Genomic DNA, 19,544 nt, shown 5'->3' with positions numbered 1-19,544 from the left:
ATGATTAGGATAAGTTATGACTTAAAAATTAATCAACAACTAAAGCTTATGCTTGTAGCTAAGTGAAATCATTGATTAAGAGACCTGTACTTTTCAATGACTTTTTGCCGCAAACCCTATGTAGCTTGGCTGCAAGACCAAGCAGCAAAACTGCGATCGCCTGATCGCAATACTTTAGATTGGCAAACTTTAGCCGAGGAATTAGAGGAAATGGTGGATGAACGCAAATACAAAGCAGAAAGCTTTCTTTTCTTATTCAACTCCTCAGTCACCTGCTACTTTACGCCTACTGGAATCATCCTTACTACCTACCCCACTGGACAGACGAGATAGATAATTTCAGATTGGAATCGAGCCTGCTATTTCGCTCTCAGGTAATCTACAATCATGCCTTAGAACGGGTTTGGTTATTGTTATCAAAAAGCACTGGGAAAAGCGAGCCGCAAAAGTGGATTAACTTTACCAGTTGACTGTCCTTGGACAATTGAGAAAATTCTTGATGAGGATTCGTTACCTGGTTAATACATTAATTGATTAGTTCGCTCTAGATCGAAAATAATTGACAAAAATCGCTAAATGCTTTTCTATATAAGGGTTCCATCCCTTATAACCCCCGTTCATTGCATAACACAAACCGAAGAGCCATACATACTCAAAAATAATGCTGTTTTTGAAAGGATTAATATCGCTGTTAAAGTTGGGATTTTTAGTGACTGAATGATGGGGGGCCGACAAAAAAAACCCGCCGTTAGCGGGGGACATGGCATAGTTTTCCTGTGATGCCTAGCTGAGACTTACACCCCGTAAACGAAGTCAGCATTAGTCATGCCAGCTGCGGCAACAGCCCCAACATTGGCAATTAGGTAACTATCGACGACGTCGGAATCGTTATACCAGATGTCGCCGTTGCTAGTGTTGACGTAGATGCCGGAGGAGTCTCCCAATGCTCCCCCAGTCAACCCAGCTCCCTGGAAGAACTGGGCAGCGTCAAGGACACTTCCGTCCACGTTACCACTATTAAAGAGCAGACCCTTGATCCCCGGATTAATGGCACCGGTCAAAGTGCTGTCAAGACTGTTCGCCAGAATGATCGTGTCAGCGGGTACAGAGAAGTCGGTGATCAGATCACGGTTCGCTACGTTGTCGAGCCTGAAGAAATCGTTTCCAGCACCACCAGTAAGAGTATCCAGACCCAGGCCACCATTGATGGTGTCGTTACCAGCTTCACCGAAGAGGGAATTATCCGCAGTGTTCCCAGTGATGGTGTCATTGCCAGCAGTGCCAATTAGATTTTCGATGCTGACCAATGTATCTGTAAAGACAGAATTACCGGGGAAACTAACTACACCCGTTGATAAATTAGCATTGATCGGTCCCCAATAGAAAGCATAGGATGTCGTGTCATTTCCCAGACCCCCATCAATGGTATCAAAACCAAATCCACCATCTATCCAGTCATTACCGGCACCGCCAAATAATTTGTCGTTACCATCGCCACCATTGATGGTGTCGTTGCCAGCTTCACCGAAGAGGGAATTATCCGCAGTGTTCCCGATGATTGTGTCATTGCCAGCAGTGCCAATTAGATTTTCAATACTGATCAATCTGTCTGTAAAGACAGAATTACCAGGGAAACTCACTAAACCCGTTGCTAAATTAGCATTGATCGGTCCCGAATAGAAAGCATAGGATGTCGTGTCATTTCCCAGACCTCCATCAATGGTATCAAAACCAAATCCACCGTCTATCAAGTCATCACCAGTGCCGCCAAATAATTTGTCGTTGCCATCGCCACCATTGATGCTATCGTTGCCAGCACCACCATTGAGGGAATTATTCGCAGTATTCCCGATGATTGTGTCATTGCCAGCAGTGCCAATTAGATTTTCGATGCTGACCAATGTATCTGTAAAGACAGAATCACCGGGGAAACTCACTACACCCGTTGATAAATTAGCATTGATCGGTCCCCAATAGAAAGCATAGGATGTTGTGTCATTTCCCAGACCCCCATCAATGGTATCAAAACCAAATCCGCCGTCTATAAAGTCATCACCAGTGCCGCCAAATAATTTGTCGTTGCCATCGCCACCATTGATACTGTCGTTACCAGCTTCACCGAAGAGGGAATTATCCGCAGTGTTCCCGATGATGGTGTCATTGCCAGCAGTGCCAATTAGATTTTCAATACTGATCAATGTATCTGTAAAGACAGAATTACCAGGGAAACTCACTACACCCGTTGCTAAATTAGCATTGATCGGTCCCCAATAGAAAGCATAGGATGTTGTGTCATTTCCCAGACCTCCATCAATGGTATCAAAACCAAATCCACCGTCTATCAAGTCATCACCAGTGCCGCCAAATAATTTGTCGTTGCCATCGCCACCATTGATGGTATCGTTGCCATTATAGCCATAAATGGTATCATCCCCCCAGAGTCCAAAATACCATCCAGTGACTCCAGCTGATGCCGAAGATGGAGTAATGGTGTTATTCAAGCCATTTCCGGTAACTAGGGGCATAATTTAGTCCTTCTTAAAATTACATAATTTACACCCTGTGCCACTGTATTTTTAGTCTTGATTGCCAAGGCTTTCAGAAATCGGCAGAGATAAAGTATCCTCTGGAACCCTGATTCTGTCGTTTTTAGTTGCACATTGCGTAATTGTTGCCATTCTACAGCCAAAAGTCTAGAATGGTCGTTAATTTTTGTGCATGGTCGGGTCTTCTAACCGAAGGCATTGACGAAAAACACATTGTATCTGTCCTAGAGGCACTATGAAAAAGCTTAAGCAATACTGGACTGCTGAAGCACTGGAAAAAGACTTAGGCGATCCTCTCAATCCCGATAACCCTCTATCCTACAAGCGGGTGATCGAAATTGACGAGAGCGAAGAATTTCCCCACGAGGAAATTCGCTGGTTATACGACTGGAAACTCCAACACTACTACATTCCCACGGATTGCGGCGGTGAGTTCACCTCTTTTGAGGAATTTGTCGCTTTTGTGCGGGTACTTTCCCGACGGGATCAAACTATCGGTATCGCTTTTACTACCCTATTCTGGTCGTTTTTAAACTGGATGGCGGGAACCCCAGAACAGAAACAGAAGCTCGCCCGTTTTATCATGGATGACTATGGGGCGATGTGTCTGGGTTACTCGGAAAAGGAACACGGCAGCGATCTGATCAATGGTGATCTGACCGCGACGAAGGTGGAAGGAGGTTATATTCTCAATGGGGAGAAATGGCCGATTAACCGGGCGACTATCTCTGGAATTTCCTTTATTTTGGCGAAAACCGATGCTAACGGCGGTCCGAAGTGTTTAACCCTATTTATGGTAGATAAACGGCAATTAGACCCCGAAAAATACTATAATTTGCCGAAAATATACACCCATGGCGTGCGGGCCTCGGATATGAGTGGCATTGGTTTTAAGGATTGTTTCGTCCCTGATTCCATGCGTTTACGCGAGGAGGGAGACGGTTTAGAATTAGCCCTGAAAGGTTTCCAAATCACCCGAATGTTGTGCGCTGCTTTTTCCCACGGGGCAGCCGATACCGCTTTAAGAACTACCCTCGGTTTTGCCGTTAATCGAGTAATTTATAACAAAAATGTGATGGATTTGCCCCAACCCCGGCGCACTCTCGTGGATGCTTTCCTTGACATCCTCATTTGCGATTGCGAGACGATTCCGGCCGCGAGAGGTTTTCATATTATCCCCGAACAGTTTAGCGTCTGGGCTTCGGTGGTAAAATATTTTGTCACCGTCCGTCTGGAGGAGATGGTTAATAGTGTTTATGTGGTCTTGGGATCGCGTTTTTATATGCGAGAAGAACACGAATTCGGCATCTTCCAGAAGCTACTGCGGGATAATTCGATTATCAGTATGTTTGACGGCAGTTCGATCGTCAATCTTCATGCTTTAATCCTACAATTGCGTCCTTTAACCAAATATCGGGCTAAACGCAACTCGCGCACCATGTCGGCGTTAAAAACCCGTTTAGAGGCGATTTTTAGCCTAGAAAAGTCAGTTCCTCCCTTTGAACCCAATAATTTAGAATTATTTGGCCGGGGAATGGATGATTCCCTGCAAGGTTTAGAAATTGCCCTTGATATGCTGGAAGGATTGAAAAATTCTGACGAAGTGGACCCGGAGATATTAGAAAATCTATTGATGTTGGGTAATTTAGTTTTAGAGGAACTAAATGCTCACGATGAACAGATTAGTCAATCGAAATTCGAGTATGGTCACGACCAATCACCCGAATTGTTCGAGATTGCCAAGAAATACTGTACTTTACACGCCGCTTCTGCTTGTTTACACACTTGGCTTTATAATCGTTCCATCTTGGGGGAATTTTTTGCCCAGGGGGAATGGTTGGTGTTGAGTTTACACCGATTACTGCGAACTCTCCGGCCGCTGCCTTACACTCTGTCTGAGGTGTATATAGAAAATGTTGCCCAAGAATTGCTGAAATTATATCAAGAAAATCAACATTTTTCGATCGCCCCTTTTCAATTAGCCCCTTCACAAACTACCGAGGAAAAAACCCATGAACTCCAGCTCCAATCTTAATAATCTCGTACAAAATTGGTTAGTTAAACAGTTAGCTGATCAGTTATCTTTGGATGCTAAAACAATTAATGTGACTGAACCTTTAACCCGTTATGGTTTAGATTCGATCGATGCAGTAACTATGGTGGGTGATCTAGAAGATTGGGTTGGTCAAGAGTTACCTTCTACCCTTTTCTGGGATTATTCTACTATTGAAAAAGCGTCTCTTTTCCTAGTAGAAAACTACGATCTTTCTAATCTTTCCGGCGAGGAAACCCCCGCAGAAGTTGCTCCCGTCGCTGAAAAAGCTGAACCAGCCGTTAGTGGTGGCAAAGGTTGGAGTTTATTCGGTCGTCGTTAATTATCAGTTATCAGGTGTAGGGTGGGTTAGGCGACGACAATTTATGCTAGGGAAAATTATCTAGTATTCGCCGTAACCCACCTATATTAGTTATCAATTGGCTCTGTTCTCTACTCACCAGTATAGGAATTGCTAAGTACCTAAACAAAATTAATTACCCATTTCTCCGTAAAGCAACAATCGCTGTATTTCTTTTCTGTTGCCCGTTCCGCAGTTCTGGAGTTCCCTCTCACCACTAGGAAATTTATTTTGTACGACTACTTATAAATTGAAATATAGAAAAAAGGGCGATCACTTGATCGCCCTTTTCTCCTACTAAATAACAAAAATTATCTCAAGATATACACCAGTAAAAACAGGATAATCCAGACCACATCGACGAAATGCCAGTATAATTCTGCCGCTTCGACACCAAAATGAGATTGACTAGAATAGTGGTCTTTTTGACGAGAACGCCAGAGCACAGATAGAATCAGCACTAAACCGAAGGTAACGTGGAGACCGTGGAATCCGGTTAAGGCATAAAAAGCGCTGGTGAAAACATTAGTTGTCAGACCGAATTCAGCGTGATAATATTCGTATCCTTGACCACAAAGGAAGATAATTCCCATTAGGGCAGTAATACCGAACCACAATTGTAAACCGGCGTTATTATTTTGTTTAATCGCCTTTTGTCCTATGTGCATAACAAAACTACTGGACACCAGAATAATTGTGTTAATTGTCGGTAGGGTTAATTCTAATTCGGGTGTGCCGGCGGGAGGCCAGACCGGTAACATGGTACGGTAGAACAAGAAAGCGGCAAATAAACCTAAAAAGATGGAACTTTCCGCCACTAGAAACAAAACCACACCGAATAAGCGATGATCCGGGTGGCCATGATGTCCGTGTTCCACCGTTTCCTGATGATAATTGACAGAGAGTTGAGAATCTTCGAGCGTTGAACCTTGCATGATTGAATGTCCTTAGTTTACACAGGAGACGGGGAGCTTTTTGTCAGTGGGAAGTGGGAAGTGGGAAGCTTTTTTTCAGTGTTGCCAAAGGCACGGCGTAGCCGTCCAGTAAACAGTAAACAGTAAACAGTGAACTGAAAACTCACATCTGATAACTGATAACTGAAAACTCACATCTGATAACTGATAACTGATAACTGATAACTGATTATTGGGATTCAGCACCCACTTCAGCGAGGAGATCTTGTACTGATTCCGCTGCTTCCGATTCTTCCATATCAATACCGTAATCGTAGGGGCCGGACCAAAGAATCGGCATTTCCTCGAAATTCTCGATAATTGGGGGAGAGGAGGTTTGCCATTCTAGGGTTAAAGCGCGCCAAGGATTACGACCAGCCGGTTGACCTTTAAAGGCACTCCAGACCATATTAATAGCGAAGGGAATACTCGATATACCGAGAATATAAGCCCCTGCGGTACTAAGAACATTTAAATCCTGAAACTGCACATCATACAGGGCAATACGACGGTTCATACCCAATAATCCCAATTCGTGCATCGGCATGAAAGTTAAATTCAAACCGATAAAACTGAGAACAAAGTGGATACGACCGAGAGTCTCGTTATACATCCGTCCGGTCATTTTCGGGAACCAATGGTAAACGGCAGCAAACAGGGCCATTGCCGTACCACCAAATAGTACATAATGGAAGTGACCGACGACAAAATAGGTATCGTGGACGTGGATATCGAAGGGAACAGAAGCCAACATAATCCCAGTCAAACCACCGATGAGGAAGGAAGACAGGAAACCGATCCCAAATAATAAAGACGTATTGAGACTAAGTTTACCGCCCCAAAGAGTGGCACACCAACTAAAGATTTTAATGCCCGTGGGAACGGCGATTAACATGGTTGCCGCCATGAAAAACATCCGTAACCAACCGGGGGTGCCGCTGGTGAACATATGGTGGGCCCAGACGATTAAACCCAAGAAACAGATGGTGAGACTAGAATAGGCGATCGCTCGATAACCAAAAATCGGTTTACGCGCATGAACCGGTAATATCTCCGATATAGTGCCGAAAAAGGGCAAAATCATGATATAAACAGCAGGATGGGAGTAAAACCAGAACATATGCTGATAAACCACCGGATCGCCGCCGCCAGCAGGGTTAAAAAAGCTCGTGCCGGCGATTAAATCAAAGGACAAGAGAACGAGAGCAGAAGCGAGAACGGGAGTGGAAAGCAGTACCAGAGTCGAGGTGGCCAGCATTGCCCAACAAAATAGCGGCATACTGTACAAATCCATCTCAGGAATCCGCATTTTCAGGATCGTGGTGATGAAATTAATCGAGCCTAAAATCGAAGAAGTCCCGATCAATAAAAGGCTCAAAATCCACAATTCTTCCCCCCATTTGCCGCTAATTAAGCTCAAAGGTGGGTAGGAAGTCCAACCGGACTGGGGTGCGCCGACAAAGAAACTGGATAATAATAGCAGCCCGCCGGGGGGATTAAGCCAGAAAGCCACAGCGTTAAGACGAGGAAAAGCCATATCTTCGGCCCCAATCATCAGGGGAATGAGATAATTGGCAAAACCTGCCCCAACTGGAACGATCCAAAGAAAGATCATGATCGTTCCGTGCATGGTCATGAATTGGTTATATAGTTCTGGGGAGACAAAATCGGGGTCAGGAGTGGCTAATTCCGTCCGCAGCACTTCTGCGAAAGCACCGCCAATAAAGAAGAAAAGAAAGGCAGTCACCAGATATTGAATCCCGATGACTTTATGATCGGTGCAGAAAGTAAAGTAATCGGTCCACTTGCGGTGATGGATCACCTCGGGAACGGTTGCTGGGGTGGTTATTTCCGTTGATGCTGTCATAAGGCCAAGATTTTAGATGACAAGAAAAATTACATTTGCTGCTGATGGGCAACTTGGGCGAGGATTTCACCGTTTATGCCCATTTCTTCGGTGTAGGGGGTCAAATATTGACTATCAGAGCGATCTTTAGCGGTCATAGCTACAGTTCGATCGCTGTCAACTTCGGCGATTGTGTTATCCTGCACCCATTGGTCGTAATCGGCTTGGGAGTGAACTACAAAGCTAGATTTCATGCCGCCGTGATAGGCCCCGCAAAGTTCCGCACAAATGATCGGATATTGACCAATTTGGTTGGATGTGAACGATAACACCGTTTCCTGTCCGGGGATAACGTCCTGTTTTAGACGCAATTGGGGAACCCAGAAAGCATGGATCACATCCCCTGCTTCCATATTCAGTTGCACGGGACGATTGACGGGAGCGTGCAGTTCTCCGGAAACAATGCCGGTTTCGGGATAGGTGAAGATCCAAGCGTATTGAATACCTTTAACATTGACCACTAGGGGGGGAACTCCTTCACCATCGTAGGAATTGCCGATACCTAGGGCTACTCTGCGATCGCCGCTCAGGGCCATCATCGTGCCGTGGTGATGACCGTGGTGGGCGATTTCTCCTTGGCCACCCTTGGAAATCAAGGGATCGAGACCGCCGATATTGTTATAAATCTCGAAGCTATAGACGGCAAGGATAAAAACGATTACCGTCGGGATGGCTGTCCAGAAGATTTCTAGGGGTACATTGCCCTCCACTGCCGGCCCGTCGGTTTGATCCCCCGGTTGGCGGCGAAAGCGAATCACTATATAGATAATCACGCCTTCAACTATTAAAAATAGTCCCGTGGCGATGGTCATCATCAGATTAAAGATACTATCTATTTCCTTGGCATCTTCGGAAGCGGCCACCGGCATTAAGCCATGATTTTGGCCATACCAGAGACTAATTAAGGTCAAGGCGATCCCGAGTACGAGCGTCAGGATACTGCTGGGAATTTTCACGGTCTTTTCAATATTTTCAATAGTGGCTACTTATTCAAGGCTAAAACATGATTCCCCTATAGATGGGAAATTTAACCGGCATCTTCTGAGAATTTTATCTTTTCTTTGGGATCGTTTTCAGGGAAAGTATTTTAAATAACTAATTTTTATATCTTATTCTGAGTTTATGTAAACAAATGTAACGGAAATGGCCAGAAATCTAAAGAATATCTAAAAGCTTTTACCGGTCGTAAAAAAACTCATTCACAGTGATAACTAACTGGCAAACAAAGCCATGATCTTTGATGACAGACTCCTTGAGAACAGGCAAACCGATGACCGAATCTGTTTTTAACCCGACACCCCTAAGAGAAACCGGCCATATTCAGGTGTGGATGCGCCGCTTAGTCTGGAAAATTGCGATCGCTACTTTCGCCCTAATGGTAGTGGGTGCTGCCACCAGAGTTATGAACGCCGGTTTAGCTTGTCCCGATTGGCCGCTGTGTTACGGTCAATGGATTCCCAGTCAGCAGATGAATCTACAGGTATTTCTGGAGTGGTTTCACCGTCTCGATGCCTCTTTGATCGGGTTTAGTACGCTCGCTCTCGTCGGTCTGTCTTGGTGGTATCGTCGCCATCTTCCCCCTTGGCTGTTCCCCTCTGCGATCGCTGCTTTGGCTTTAATTCTCCTGCAAGGAGTCCTGGGAGGATTAACCGTCAGCCAATTACTGCGATTTGACATCGTAACCGCCCATTTAGCCACAGCTTTGCTCTTTTTTGCCACCCTAATCGTCATTGCTATCTGTCTGACTCCCTACCGTGGCACAGGTACAGTCGGGAAACTAACTGGGATGGGAATGGTCGCCACCAGTCTAGTTTATCTGCAATGTCTCCTCGGCGGTCTCGTCGGTTCCCGTTGGGCTGCCCATCAGTGTTTAACGGTTTCCCAACTCTGCACCGTGATGAATAGCCACATTATCGGGGTTTTTCCCGCCACTATCTCGGTGTTAACCCTAGTTTTCTTCGCTTGGCGAGCTGCCGCTATCCATCCTCTCCTCAAAAAACTAGCTTTTAGCGCCGGGGGATTAGTCGCCCTACAGGTGTTTTTAGGCGTTGCCACCCTGAAACTACATCTCCAGGTGGAACCCTTAACCATTACCCACCACAGCATCGGTGCGCTATTGGTGGGAACCCTCGTCGCTTTTACCACTTTTGCCCTTCGCGATCGTTCTTTCGCGCCTATAAGCCATCTCTAAGGATTTAATCACGATGACTGGAACTCAAGCCCTTCGCCACCACGATAATTTTTTACAAGTCGCTAAAAGTTATTATCAACTCACTAAACCGCGAATTATTCCTCTACTGCTGATTACCACGGCCGCTTCTATGGAAATCGCCTCTAAAGGTCAGGTTTCCCCCCTCTTACTCTTTCTTACTCTCCTCGGTGGCACTCTCGCCGCCGCCGCCGCTCAAACCTTAAACTGCATCTATGATCGCGACATCGATCACACCATGCTTCGCACCCGCGCCCGTCCTATTCCCTCCGGCCGCGTGCAACCCCTCCACGCCCTCATTTTTGCCCTGGTTTTAGCCTCCCTTTCCCTAGCACTTTTTGTCTTTTTTGTCAATACTTTGAGCGGATTTTTAGCAATGACCGGTATCGCATTTTATATGCTGATTTATACCCATCTGCTCAAGCGTCATAGTATCCAAAATATTGTTATCGGTGGCGCGGCTGGCTCGATTCCTCCCCTCGTCGGTTGGGCGGCAGTAACGGGCGATCTCGGTTGGATTCCCTGGATTTTATTCGCCATTATTTTTCTTTGGACTCCTCCCCATTTTTGGGCTTTAGCTTTAATGATCAAGGATGATTATGCAGAAGTGGATATCCCGATGATGCCCGTAGTTAAAGGGGAAGAAGCCACTAGCGAACAGATTTGGCTCTATACTTTAATCGTCGTTCCTTTCACTTTCCTCCTGATTTATCCCTTGGCTGCCTGTGGTGTGGTTTATGGTCTAGCGGCTTTGGTTTTAGGGTTTGTTTTCCTGAAAAAAGCTTGGCAATTAAAACAGAATCCTTTTGATCGGGACATGGCTCGATCGCTGTTTAAATATTCCATTCTTTACATGATGTTATTATGTACAGCTATGGTGATCGATAGTTTACCCATGACCTCTCGTCTCCTCGCTACAATTGCCAGTTTATTCCCCTGTAGTTAATCTCAGTTATCAGTTATCAGTTATCAGTTATCAGATGTGAGTTTTCAGTTCACTGATTACTGTTTACTGAAAAACCCCATCTCCCCAATTCATAATTCCCTCCGACTACTGATTGCGACTGAGGGAGTTAATTCGCTCGATTAGTTGCGCTAAGATTTCTTGTAATTGTCGATCTTGATGTTGGGAAAGGTTGATTTTATCACAGCTATAAATAACGGTGGTGTGATCTTTGCCGCCAAATTCTTCGCCAATGCGCGGTAAACTTAGATCCGTGTGTTGACGCATCAAATACATCCCAATCTGTCGAGCAAAACTAATTTCTCGTCGGCGGGAATTTCCCTTTAGATCAGCGATCGAGAGTTGAAATTTTTCCGCTACTACCGCCATAATAATCTCAGGAGAAGTGGCAATTTTGGCCATTGGTGGATTTAAAACTGGCGCGATATTTTCTACCGTCATCGGCAATCCGGAGATAGAAATATAAGTAGTAGCCCGGATTAATGCCCCCTCTAATTCGCGAATATTAGAAGTATAATTAAGGGCAATATATTCGATAACTTCTCGTGGGAGACGCAGATTTTCGTACTCGGCCTTTTTTTGTAAAATTGCCATACGAGTCTCGATATCTGGTGCTTGGATATCGGCGACTAATCCCATAGAAAAGCGAGAAATTAAACGATCCTGTAAACTGGGAATCTGTTTGGGGAGGCGATCGGAGGCTAAAACCACCTGTTTTCCCGCTTCGTGCAGGGTATTAAAGGTATGAAAAAATTCTTCTTGAGTGTATTCTTTTCCTTCAATAAATTGTAGATCATCCACTAATAATATATCGGCATGACGATAATGATTACGAAAACTTTCCATACTATCTTGACGGATAGCAGTGATTAAATCATTCGTGAATTGTTCCGTCGATACATAAAAAACCTTGGATTGGGGATATAATTCCAGACGATAATGACCGATCGCTTGCATTAAATGAGTTTTACCTAATCCCACACCACCACAGAGAAAAAGCGGGTTAAATTCGCGTCCGGGTAATTCCGCCACCGCTAAAGCAGCCGCGTGGGCCATGCGATTGGTTGGACCAACAACAAAACGGGAAAAATTATATTTAGGGTTAAGTTGATTACTGGGCGGTAATTCTGATTCTAAGCTACTGTTAGGCTGGAAAATAGCGATCAAATCGCCCTGTTGTGCCGTTAGTTGAATCTCGACGGGATAACCGACGATATCCTCCACTACTTCGGCAATTGTTGACAGATAATTTTTCTGAAGATGGTTAAGAATAAAGGGATTGGCAGCCTGAATTACTAAGCGATCGTTTTGCCATTCTTTAACCGTTGCCGTTTGAAACCAAGTCTCAAAAGCGGGACGGGTTAATAGTAATTTTAGACGCTCTAGGAGATTATGCCAAAGTTGTTGGGTGCTGCTATCCACGGTTAATTTTGATTAACAAAGTTGCTCTAGTGCTGCTACGGGGAAACCTTATCAGTTTAGCGAGATTTTGCCGTTGACGATAAAATGATTTTCAGAGCGAAACAATTAATCCTTATACAGATGACACAAGTTTTAACAATCACCCAATTAGGAAACCCAATTCTACAGCAAAAAGCACCGGAGATCGATAATCTTCTCGATTCTGACTGTCAAAATTTGATCGATTCCCTGATTACCACGGTGCAAGCTGCCCACGGGGTGGGAATCGCCGCGCCCCAAGTTGCTCGGTCTCTGCGTCTGTTTATCGTTGCTTCTCACCCCAATCCTCGTTATCCCGACGCTCCGATCATGTCACCCACTGCCATGATTAATCCGCGTATTTTGCAGGTGAGCGAGGAAATGGTCAAGGGTTGGGAAGGTTGTCTCAGTGTCCCCAATTGGCGCGGTTTTGTCCCCCGTCATCAGTGGATTGAGGTGGTCTATTGTGGTCGCAATGGTCGGGAAATCCGTCAAGTTTTCAGGGATTTTGTCGCACGCATCTTTCAACACGAATACGATCATCTGGAGGGAATCCTCTTTCTTGATCGCCTTGCTTCTCCGGCGGATTTATACTCGGAGGAAGAATACCAAAAAATCAGTAATATTGCTGAATATAAGCGTTAACGGGAGAATTAGTTTGAGCATTTGTACTAAAATTTCCAATACGCAGTTTAAATTCAATACAGCTTAGGCGGGGGGATATGATAGTTTTTAGCACCCAACTACACTACTTAGCTAAAAAAACTGATAACTGATAACCCGGGAGAAAATATAATTGTAGCTACCTACCCATTCCTGATTAATTCCTATGGCAGAAGAAACCACCACCCCAGCAACTCCGGCAGCAGAAGCAGCAAAACCGGCTCAACCTGCGGCTGCTAAAAAACCCAAGGAGCCTACCGTCGAGGAAAAACCCTTTGCTGAATTTATCGAGCAGCATTTTCAGCCCGCATTGGCTGCCGCCTTGCAAAAGCTGGGTATAACTGATATAAAGCTGTCCTTTAAACAGGATAAAATTCCCGTGCAGGGCTTTTCTAGCTCTCCCTGTTGGCAGTTAACTGGCAATTGGCTCGGGGGAATGCGTCAATTTAGCATTTATTTTTTAGAAGAAGACATCAATGGCAAAAAAGCTTTTTCTCAAGCTGAGGGCGGCGCTCAACCTAGTACACTTGAATCATTTATGATCGATGAAAGGAAAGTTAGTCTTGATTTACTGTTGTTTTACACCCTGCAACGGCTTAACGGTCAAAAGTGGTTGACAAGAAACTAAAATTGCTGAGGATTAGCGATCGAGAAGGGGGGTAAAATGAGCATAAACGACCACTGCTTATCGATCGCTAATAGTAATTATGCGTGTATTTGTACTACTTTTTAACGCAGGCACAGAAAACGAAGGTATCCACACCATTCAAATGGGAGCTATCAATAAGGTGTTGATGTTTGAATCGGAAGATGATGCCACCCGTTATGCGCTGTTGTTAGAGGCCCAGGATTTTCCGACTCCCACGGTAGAGAAAATTGATTCGGAGGAAGTGGCAGAATTTTGTCGCAGCGCTGGCTATCAAGCGGAAATGATTGAAGCGGGTATGTTAGTAATTCCCCCCGAAAGCAATGCCGAGGAGTTGGATTGGCAAAAAGAGGAAGTCCCCCCCGCCGAGGAGGAGTTTTCCGAGATTCCCGATGCGGAGTTAGACAGCATCCGTCGTCGTCTAGAAGGACTTTTGTAATAAACCTCTTGTAAAAATCGAAAATTGTCCTGCTTGGTTAGGAGACAGGAGACAGTAGCCAGTAGTCAGGAGTTCAGAGTCAGAAGACAGGACAATAAATCAATATTGTTCCCTGTTCACTGATAACTGTTCCCTGTTCACTGATAACTGTTCACTGAATATGACAACCGTGGGGGAATTGGGCGAAAATTTGGTGGCGGATTGGTTGCAATTACAGCAATGGCATATCCTCCAGCGTCGTTGGCGTAGTGGCGGCGGTGAAATCGATTTAATCGTCTTATCTAAATCTCAGGCGATTCTCGCTTTTGTCGAGGTGAAAACCCGCAGTGCCGGCAATTGGGATTTAGGGGGCAAATTAGCAATCGATGACCGTAAACAGGGGAGAATTTACGAGGCTGCCCAGATATTTCTCTCCTTTTATCCCCAATGGTCCGATTTAACCTGTCGTTTCGATGTGGCTTTAGTTAGTTGTCAAAAAAGTTCTCTATTAGCTTTACCTGAGTTTTCCCTTGATTATCCCTGTCAGCGACAGGCAGGTTATCAATTGCAGTTACAGGAATATCTCGTGGCGGTTTTCTAAAAACACAATAAGCCCGCCTAGGGAGGCGGGCTTTATCTTGTACAAACGATATGGACTCCTAAAAAATTAACGGACTCAACATAATAGAGGTTTACGGAAACCACAACAGTCTATCTGTCAACTATCAAGATTTCTCAGTTTACCGACTCAGGTGCTGATTACGGCTCACTCCATCTGTCCTATATCGAGCAACAGAGGCGAAACCATACTTTACTTTACAAACTTTGAGAATCTGCGTCCGATTTAGCTGTTGCGTTGAGCTAGAGCAGGTGGCACAGGCTCTAGGTCTTTTTGCCTGAAAGGAAGTTGAGTCGCTTCCCTTGTGCCTTTATGTTTTTAATATAACACCTTTGTCGGGACTCGATCGAGCTTGTTATTAAAGTTTACATTTATTGATTTTTAGCAAAAATTGCCGTTACAAAACTATGGGGTGTGGGGTGTGGGGTGTGGGGTGTGGGGTGTGGGGAGAATAAATAAAATAATCTCCTATCTCCTATCTCCTGACTCCTATCTCCTGACTCCTATCTCCTGACTCCTATCTCCTGACTCCTGATTAGGGACTGAATCTCCTCTCTGTAGGCAAAAGGAGCGCGACTGAGAGCCTCTTGAAAGAGGGGTTGAGCCTCTTGATTTTTGCCCTGTTCTTTTAGTACGATCGCCGTCGCTAAAATCGGTCGGAAATCGTTAACATCCATCTGTTGAGCTTGTTTATAGGTGTTTAAAGCTTCCGGATAATTTTGCTGCTCAAAATAGATTTTGCCTAAAAGTAACTGAACGGAAACGATATCGATTAAACTAGCGGGATTATTGGGATCGGCAGCGGCTTTTAAAGCACGATCAATCGTGTCTTTGACTAGACTAATCGCCTCGTTATGGCGGTTTTGGCTGAGAAATAAATTAGTTAATCCAGTTAAGGCCCGTAGATTTTGGGGATGGGAGGCCAAAAGGCTGCGATAACTGGCTGTGGCTCCTGCATAGTCCTCTATTTGCTGTTTTGCTTCCGCTAAAAGTAGTAGATAATCGGATTGTTGGGGGTTAAGTTGCGCTAATTTTTCTAAAGGTTCGATCGCTTGCTTTAAATCGCCCTGCTGTAGGCGAGTATCTAATAATCCCCGCAAAGCTGCCTGATTATCGGGTTCACGCTCTAAAACCATCTGATAACCCAGTGCTTGACTGGCTAATTCCTCTTGTTTCACTGCGGACAGATGACTCTGGCCCGAGGAGTGCTGACTCTGGAGAATAGAAGTCAATAGCGGCATGATTGAGAAAGACAGCAAGGCAAATAACATCAGGATGAGACCGATGGACAGCCAACGACGGTTAGAGAGAGAGGCTTTCATAGACTGGGGTGGGAGGGGACAGACAGGAAAATGTTATGGAAATCTGGAGATTTGATGAGGGGATCGATCGAATTCGCCGCTCTTTATTGAGTACAATGGGCAGACAGTCAAGACTCAAAAGGGTTTTGATAAGGTTGACAGTCAGAAGATCATGGTTCTTAATATACTAGATGCCAGTAGAGTCGCCCTAGAGGGTTATTGCAACCCCCCAGATCGCGCTTTTGACTTGCTTGATTACTAATTTACTATGTGTCTCCGCCGCTAGGAGTGTGATATGAATCGTCCTGGGAATCGGTTTACCGAATCACCGAAAACCCCCCCGACTCCTGAAGTGGAACTTCAGGAAGTCCCCCTTGAGTCCCCCCATACTGAGGCTGACTCAGCCGTAGAGTCAGCCACCCCCGAAGAAGTCAAACGTCAACAACCGATCCCCCCTCCCAGTCATCTGCGGCAGTATCGGGCGATCGGTCTCGTCTATGGCCATTATCAGCGATCGGAGGAACAATTAACTAAAGGCAATATTTTAACTGCCGATGGTACTCTGATCGATTCTGTGATTCTCGGTCGGGTGATCAGTTTGGTTAAAAATCATCTCGATCTGGAAAAACCCCATCTTTGGGTGGTTTATCCCCGCACCCGTCAGGAAAATGATGCCCTTCATGTTCAGATTGTCGGTGTTTGGGAACCAGAAACCCTGAAAAAAGAGGATGATCAGGAGATAGAGCCTCTACCCGCTTCTACCCCGGGTTATTTTTCGATTCGAGGCGAAGTCATCTTTACTGAACGGGAAAATCAAGCGGTAGTGGTCAAAATCCGACAAATGCCCAAAACTGAAGCGGACAAACCCAAGTTTTTTAAACTAAAATTGCGCGGCACTTTACCAGGTAAACCGATCGGTCGTTTTTGGGATTTTCAGGTACAACTGAAAGGAGATGCCTTAACCATTTTGGAAGGTTTAGACCTCGGTTTTGCCAGTAAGAAAAAACCGATGGGTAAGGGAGGTTTTAAAAAGCCTTTTGATAAAAATCGTCATCCCTCGGCCGATAGATATTCTCGACCGGAAGGGGAAGGAGAAAAGCGACCTTTTGCCCCCGGACAATCCCCTATCCCTCGGCCTTCCCGATCCAAACCCCTATCGGAAAACTAATTTTTTCTAAGGATGGGTGCAGAACCCATCCCTAGGTTTACAGGTTTTTTTTCAGGAGTTATTTGCTCGTTAGTATCTGGGAATACGAGCGCGAATTCTATAACTATAACCTGTTCCCAAAATCTCGGTGATAAAAACCGCCAACTGAGTGCCTAAAATCGCTTCATCGGCAGAACTAAAAGATTTATAATCTTCTATTAACCACTCTTGACCACCATTAACTAAAGTACATCTAAATGTACCAAGAGATTCGGCAATTTCTGTATATTCTGTATAGTTTCTCGTTCTTACTTCGCCCCTACTATCTGCCCTCAAACATAATTGATTAAGTTCTGCATAAAATTTGGCAGGAATTTTGTCTAAATCACCCCCTTTAGTCGCCCAACGCACAAAAAGATGGAAAGACCAAGGAAGATTGAGATAAACTAGATAACATAAAACCAGAATAGTTGTTAAATATAAGGAGGAAGTCAAGAATTTATTATATTTCCTTTTTCGGGATCGATTTAGACGTTTGGCTAAATCTAGCTTTGATTTTCTCATTTTAATTAGTAAAAAATAAGATGTATAAAAAAATCCTGCGTTTTGCTCCGATTATCCTGTCCTTGAGTTTGTTTATTCTAGCGGTCTGGGCAATTAGTCAAGAATTTAAACACTACACTTTTGCCCAACTCTTGGCTAGTTTGGATCATATTACCACAAGTCGTAAGCTAGAAGCTGTTTTTTGGATGGCTTTGGGTTATTTGTCGATGACGGGTTATGATCGCCTAGGTTTTTATTATATCAATCATCCCTTAGCTTTAGGTACTATTATCCGCACTGCTTTTATCAGTTATGCCCTTGGTAATACCATTGGTTTAACCTTATTTTCTGGGACAGCGATCCGTTATCGTTTCTATACTCCTGCGGGGGTGGGGGTGGTGGATATTGCCAAAGTCATCACTTTTACCCATTTAAGCTTTTGGTTAGGAATGTTAGGGATTGGTGGTGTAAGTTTCCTCGTTGATCCCCAACGGATTCCTCAACTTTTAAAATTACCTTTTTTAACTACTAAACCTTTAGGAGTAATTTTTTTATTGCTGGTTACGGGCTATTTTTTCTTGACTCTCACTTATAAAAAACCGATAAAAATCGGCAAAGAAAATATCTATTTACCCTCTTGGACTCTTTCCTTGGCTTTGATTTTGTTGACTTTTATTGATTGGATATTAGCCGCTAGAGTTCTATATCTTCTACTCCCAGACAACCATAATACTTCGTTTTTAGGATTTTTCGGTCTCTATGTATTTGCCATGACAGCAGGGGTATTAAGCAATGTGCCGGGGGGAATAGGTGTTTTTGAGTTTATCATGCTGAGATTACGCCCCGAATATGTATCTAATGCCGAGCTTTTCGGTTCTTTAATCGCCTATCGAGCTATTTATTATTTCCTGCCTTTAATTGTCGCTTTTGTCTGGTTATTGGGTTACGAAGCTCGCAGAAAATAAGGCCCGCAAATTAGCTTAAACGGACAAAAAAAGTCCCCATGCCGTCATAGCTGGGGAGCATCAATCTAGTAGGCTAAAGTTTCTAAAGTTTCGCGTAGATAGGAACAAATGCGAGCATCAGCATCGTCTCTATTTTTACCTGATTCTAGTTGTTCTTGCTGCCAACGCCGAAAACCGGAACTGGCGGCGATGGCTTGTTTTAAATGCTCCCAAGTGTGATGATCTTTGTGAAGTGGGGTGTCAGAAAATGTGGTAGAGTTGCCCATCTTTACCTCTGGTGGTAGGGTTGCACCTTTTAACATAACTTAAAAATGGCTGGAAATTCTGATAACTGGGACACAATTAGCCAGAAAAAGGTGTTGCCTAGCGGGAAAGCTGCGGGGATGCCAACACCTTTTTTGAGGAAATCTAGCGGATTTTTAGGAGATTTTGCTGGTTTCTGCCGCTTCTTCCACTTCCACTGCCTGATTTAAAGCTGCGGGGGGAATGGGGATAGGAAATACCGCCGGCAGGTTAGCGGTGGTATCTTCAGGAGGCTGCGCAGAGTGAAAACGACGGTAGCTTAAAACACCAGCTAGGGTGATTGCTCCTGTAGCGGCGGCAACCCCTAAAATAAGTTTGTTAGGATCCACATGGAAGGTGGTATTGCTGCCAAAAATGCTTTTACCTTTAGCGAAAGCACAAGCGGAAGCGCTGCCGGCATCAAGAGTACCTAAAACAATACCACTGACGAGGGTGGCACTGACGGCGATGGAGGTGAAAAAAGTTTTCTTCATAATTGCCTTGGGGATAGGTTGTCAATAGCGATTATCCTTGCATTATAGATATCTA

20 protein-coding genes and 1 pseudogene are annotated in these 19,544 nt (G+C 44.6%); 12 read left to right on the top strand and 9 right to left on the bottom strand.

Going from position 1 to position 19,544, the window contains the following annotated elements; translation table 11 throughout:
• Positions 1–96 precede the first annotated feature (96 nt).
• Both EWV60_RS06875 and EWV60_RS06870 read left to right on the top strand, forming a co-directional pair.
• A complete protein-coding gene (locus EWV60_RS06875; RefSeq protein ID WP_002748521.1) occupies positions 97–333 on the top strand; it encodes a DUF29 family protein in 237 nt (78 codons plus the stop codon).
• Between the two features lie 81 nt (positions 334–414).
• Positions 415–522, top strand: a pseudogene (locus EWV60_RS06870) (DUF29 family protein); the annotation flags it as partial.
• A gap of 272 nt (positions 523–794) precedes the next feature.
• Here EWV60_RS06870 and EWV60_RS06865 read toward each other — a convergent pair.
• Positions 795–2,525: a calcium-binding protein gene (locus EWV60_RS06865; RefSeq protein ID WP_287231659.1), complete on the bottom strand. Its 1,731-nt coding sequence runs from the start codon at positions 2,523–2,525 to the stop codon at positions 795–797.
• Between the two features lie 256 nt (positions 2,526–2,781).
• Here EWV60_RS06865 and EWV60_RS06860 point away from each other — a divergent pair, with 256 nt between their 5' ends.
• Together EWV60_RS06860 and EWV60_RS06855 are read left to right on the top strand one after the other, a co-directional pair.
• Positions 2,782–4,581, top strand: coding sequence for an acyl-CoA dehydrogenase family protein (locus EWV60_RS06860; protein ID WP_287231658.1), 1,800 nt, complete (start codon positions 2,782–2,784; stop codon positions 4,579–4,581).
• On the top strand, positions 4,559–4,921 hold the full coding sequence (locus tag EWV60_RS06855) for an acyl carrier protein (protein ID WP_002755494.1): 363 nt from the start codon (positions 4,559–4,561) through the stop codon (positions 4,919–4,921). Before EWV60_RS06860 ends, EWV60_RS06855 begins: the two co-directional genes overlap by 23 nt.
• Before the next feature lie 329 nt (positions 4,922–5,250).
• Here the strand turns inward: EWV60_RS06855 and EWV60_RS06850 are convergent, their stop codons facing one another.
• The 3 genes from EWV60_RS06850 to EWV60_RS06840 all read right to left on the bottom strand — a co-directional run bounded on the left by EWV60_RS06850 (position 5,251) and on the right by EWV60_RS06840 (position 8,754).
• Positions 5,251–5,874, bottom strand: coding sequence for a cytochrome c oxidase subunit 3 (locus tag EWV60_RS06850; RefSeq protein WP_002738397.1), 624 nt, complete (start codon positions 5,872–5,874; stop codon positions 5,251–5,253).
• 208 nt (positions 5,875–6,082) lie between these two features.
• The gene (ctaD, locus tag EWV60_RS06845) at positions 6,083–7,759 is read right to left on the bottom strand and encodes a cytochrome c oxidase subunit I (protein ID WP_002738565.1); all 1,677 of its coding nucleotides are present in this window, start codon (positions 7,757–7,759) and stop codon (positions 6,083–6,085) included.
• Between the two features lie 29 nt (positions 7,760–7,788).
• Positions 7,789–8,754 carry a cytochrome c oxidase subunit II gene (locus EWV60_RS06840; RefSeq protein WP_287231657.1) on the bottom strand — a complete coding sequence of 322 codons (966 nt, stop codon included), beginning with the start codon at positions 8,752–8,754 and terminating at the stop codon, positions 7,789–7,791.
• Positions 8,755–9,068: 314 nt separating this feature from the next.
• Here EWV60_RS06840 and EWV60_RS06835 point away from each other — a divergent pair, with 314 nt between their 5' ends.
• Positions 9,069–9,989 carry a COX15/CtaA family protein gene (locus EWV60_RS06835; protein ID WP_287231656.1) on the top strand — a complete coding sequence of 307 codons (921 nt, stop codon included), beginning with the start codon at positions 9,069–9,071 and terminating at the stop codon, positions 9,987–9,989.
• Between the two features lie 13 nt (positions 9,990–10,002).
• Complete coding sequence (locus EWV60_RS06830; protein ID WP_287231655.1) at positions 10,003–10,953, top strand: heme o synthase; 951 nt, start codon at positions 10,003–10,005, stop codon at positions 10,951–10,953.
• Between the two features lie 105 nt (positions 10,954–11,058).
• On the opposite strand, the gene dnaA is transcribed toward EWV60_RS06830, so the two are convergent.
• Positions 11,059–12,393 (bottom strand): chromosomal replication initiator protein DnaA, encoded by a 1,335-nt coding sequence (gene dnaA, locus EWV60_RS06825; protein WP_287231654.1) that lies wholly within the window; start codon positions 12,391–12,393, stop codon positions 11,059–11,061.
• 84 nt (positions 12,394–12,477) lie between these two features.
• Between dnaA and def the strand changes: the two genes are divergently transcribed.
• The 4 genes from def (at position 12,478) to EWV60_RS06805 (ending at position 14,739) form a co-directional block, all read left to right on the top strand.
• A complete protein-coding gene (gene def, locus EWV60_RS06820; protein ID WP_287231653.1) occupies positions 12,478–13,056 on the top strand; it encodes a peptide deformylase in 579 nt (192 codons plus the stop codon).
• Positions 13,057–13,240: 184 nt separating this feature from the next.
• Positions 13,241–13,702: a DUF2996 domain-containing protein gene (locus EWV60_RS06815; protein ID WP_287231652.1), complete on the top strand. Its 462-nt coding sequence runs from the start codon at positions 13,241–13,243 to the stop codon at positions 13,700–13,702.
• Between the two features lie 79 nt (positions 13,703–13,781).
• Positions 13,782–14,159: a DUF3110 domain-containing protein gene (locus EWV60_RS06810; protein ID WP_002755488.1), complete on the top strand. Its 378-nt coding sequence runs from the start codon at positions 13,782–13,784 to the stop codon at positions 14,157–14,159.
• 160 nt (positions 14,160–14,319) lie between these two features.
• Positions 14,320–14,739, top strand: a complete 420-nt coding sequence (locus EWV60_RS06805) for a YraN family protein (protein ID WP_002739402.1) — start codon at positions 14,320–14,322, stop codon at positions 14,737–14,739.
• 521 nt (positions 14,740–15,260) lie between these two features.
• Here the strand turns inward: EWV60_RS06805 and EWV60_RS06800 are convergent.
• Positions 15,261–16,079, bottom strand: coding sequence for a tetratricopeptide repeat protein (locus EWV60_RS06800; RefSeq protein WP_287231651.1), 819 nt, complete (start codon positions 16,077–16,079; stop codon positions 15,261–15,263).
• A gap of 274 nt (positions 16,080–16,353) precedes the next feature.
• On the opposite strand from EWV60_RS06800, the gene patR reads away from it, so the two are divergent.
• The gene (patR, locus tag EWV60_RS06795) at positions 16,354–17,226 is read left to right on the top strand and encodes a heterocyst master regulator PatR (RefSeq protein ID WP_193978949.1); all 873 of its coding nucleotides are present in this window, start codon (positions 16,354–16,356) and stop codon (positions 17,224–17,226) included.
• A gap of 69 nt (positions 17,227–17,295) precedes the next feature.
• Here the strand turns inward: patR and EWV60_RS06790 are convergent, their stop codons facing one another.
• Positions 17,296–17,769 (bottom strand): hypothetical protein, encoded by a 474-nt coding sequence (locus EWV60_RS06790; RefSeq protein ID WP_002739118.1) that lies wholly within the window; start codon positions 17,767–17,769, stop codon positions 17,296–17,298.
• A 20-nt stretch (positions 17,770–17,789) separates the two neighbouring features.
• Here EWV60_RS06790 and EWV60_RS06785 point away from each other — a divergent pair, with 20 nt between their 5' ends.
• Positions 17,790–18,713, top strand: coding sequence for a lysylphosphatidylglycerol synthase domain-containing protein (locus EWV60_RS06785; protein ID WP_002739398.1), 924 nt, complete (start codon positions 17,790–17,792; stop codon positions 18,711–18,713).
• Positions 18,714–18,778: 65 nt separating this feature from the next.
• Here EWV60_RS06785 and EWV60_RS06780 read toward each other — a convergent pair whose 3' ends face one another.
• Both EWV60_RS06780 and EWV60_RS06775 read right to left on the bottom strand, forming a co-directional pair.
• Complete coding sequence (locus EWV60_RS06780; protein WP_002738997.1) at positions 18,779–19,015, bottom strand: hypothetical protein; 237 nt, start codon at positions 19,013–19,015, stop codon at positions 18,779–18,781.
• Positions 19,016–19,132: 117 nt separating this feature from the next.
• Complete coding sequence (locus EWV60_RS06775) at positions 19,133–19,489, bottom strand: hypothetical protein (RefSeq protein WP_287231650.1); 357 nt, start codon at positions 19,487–19,489, stop codon at positions 19,133–19,135.
• Between the last annotated feature and the right edge of the window lie 55 nt (positions 19,490–19,544).

The organism is Microcystis sp. Msp_OC_L_20101000_S702 (assembly GCF_007095705.1).
GTDB classification, from domain to species: domain Bacteria; phylum Cyanobacteriota; class Cyanobacteriia; order Cyanobacteriales; family Microcystaceae; genus Microcystis; species Microcystis ichthyoblabe_A.
This window is presented reverse-complemented; position numbering and strand designations above follow the sequence as displayed.

Bases quoted from the DNA above. Each gene is read 5' to 3' on its own strand.
- EWV60_RS06875 (WP_002748521.1), top strand. From the start codon at position 97: ATGACTTTTTGCCGCAAACCCTATGTAGCTTGGCTGCAAGACCAAGCA.
- EWV60_RS06865 (WP_287231659.1), bottom strand. From the start codon at position 2,525: ATGCCCCTAGTTACCGGAAATGGCTTGAATAACACCATTACTCCATCT.
- EWV60_RS06860 (WP_287231658.1), top strand. From the start codon at position 2,782: ATGAAAAAGCTTAAGCAATACTGGACTGCTGAAGCACTGGAAAAAGAC.
- EWV60_RS06855 (WP_002755494.1), top strand. From the start codon at position 4,559: ATGAACTCCAGCTCCAATCTTAATAATCTCGTACAAAATTGGTTAGTT.
- EWV60_RS06850 (WP_002738397.1), bottom strand. From the start codon at position 5,874: ATGCAAGGTTCAACGCTCGAAGATTCTCAACTCTCTGTCAATTATCAT.
- ctaD (WP_002738565.1), bottom strand. From the start codon at position 7,759: ATGACAGCATCAACGGAAATAACCACCCCAGCAACCGTTCCCGAGGTG.
- EWV60_RS06835 (WP_287231656.1), top strand. From the start codon at position 9,069: ATGACCGAATCTGTTTTTAACCCGACACCCCTAAGAGAAACCGGCCAT.
- EWV60_RS06830 (WP_287231655.1), top strand. From the start codon at position 10,003: ATGACTGGAACTCAAGCCCTTCGCCACCACGATAATTTTTTACAAGTC.
- def (WP_287231653.1), top strand. From the start codon at position 12,478: ATGATTTTCAGAGCGAAACAATTAATCCTTATACAGATGACACAAGTT.
- EWV60_RS06815 (WP_287231652.1), top strand. From the start codon at position 13,241: ATGGCAGAAGAAACCACCACCCCAGCAACTCCGGCAGCAGAAGCAGCA.
- EWV60_RS06810 (WP_002755488.1), top strand. From the start codon at position 13,782: ATGCGTGTATTTGTACTACTTTTTAACGCAGGCACAGAAAACGAAGGT.
- EWV60_RS06805 (WP_002739402.1), top strand. From the start codon at position 14,320: ATGACAACCGTGGGGGAATTGGGCGAAAATTTGGTGGCGGATTGGTTG.
- EWV60_RS06800 (WP_287231651.1), bottom strand. From the start codon at position 16,079: ATGAAAGCCTCTCTCTCTAACCGTCGTTGGCTGTCCATCGGTCTCATC.
- patR (WP_193978949.1), top strand. From the start codon at position 16,354: ATGAATCGTCCTGGGAATCGGTTTACCGAATCACCGAAAACCCCCCCG.
- EWV60_RS06790 (WP_002739118.1), bottom strand. From the start codon at position 17,769: ATGAGAAAATCAAAGCTAGATTTAGCCAAACGTCTAAATCGATCCCGA.
- EWV60_RS06785 (WP_002739398.1), top strand. From the start codon at position 17,790: ATGTATAAAAAAATCCTGCGTTTTGCTCCGATTATCCTGTCCTTGAGT.
- EWV60_RS06780 (WP_002738997.1), bottom strand. From the start codon at position 19,015: ATGTTAAAAGGTGCAACCCTACCACCAGAGGTAAAGATGGGCAACTCT.
- EWV60_RS06775 (WP_287231650.1), bottom strand. From the start codon at position 19,489: ATGAAGAAAACTTTTTTCACCTCCATCGCCGTCAGTGCCACCCTCGTC.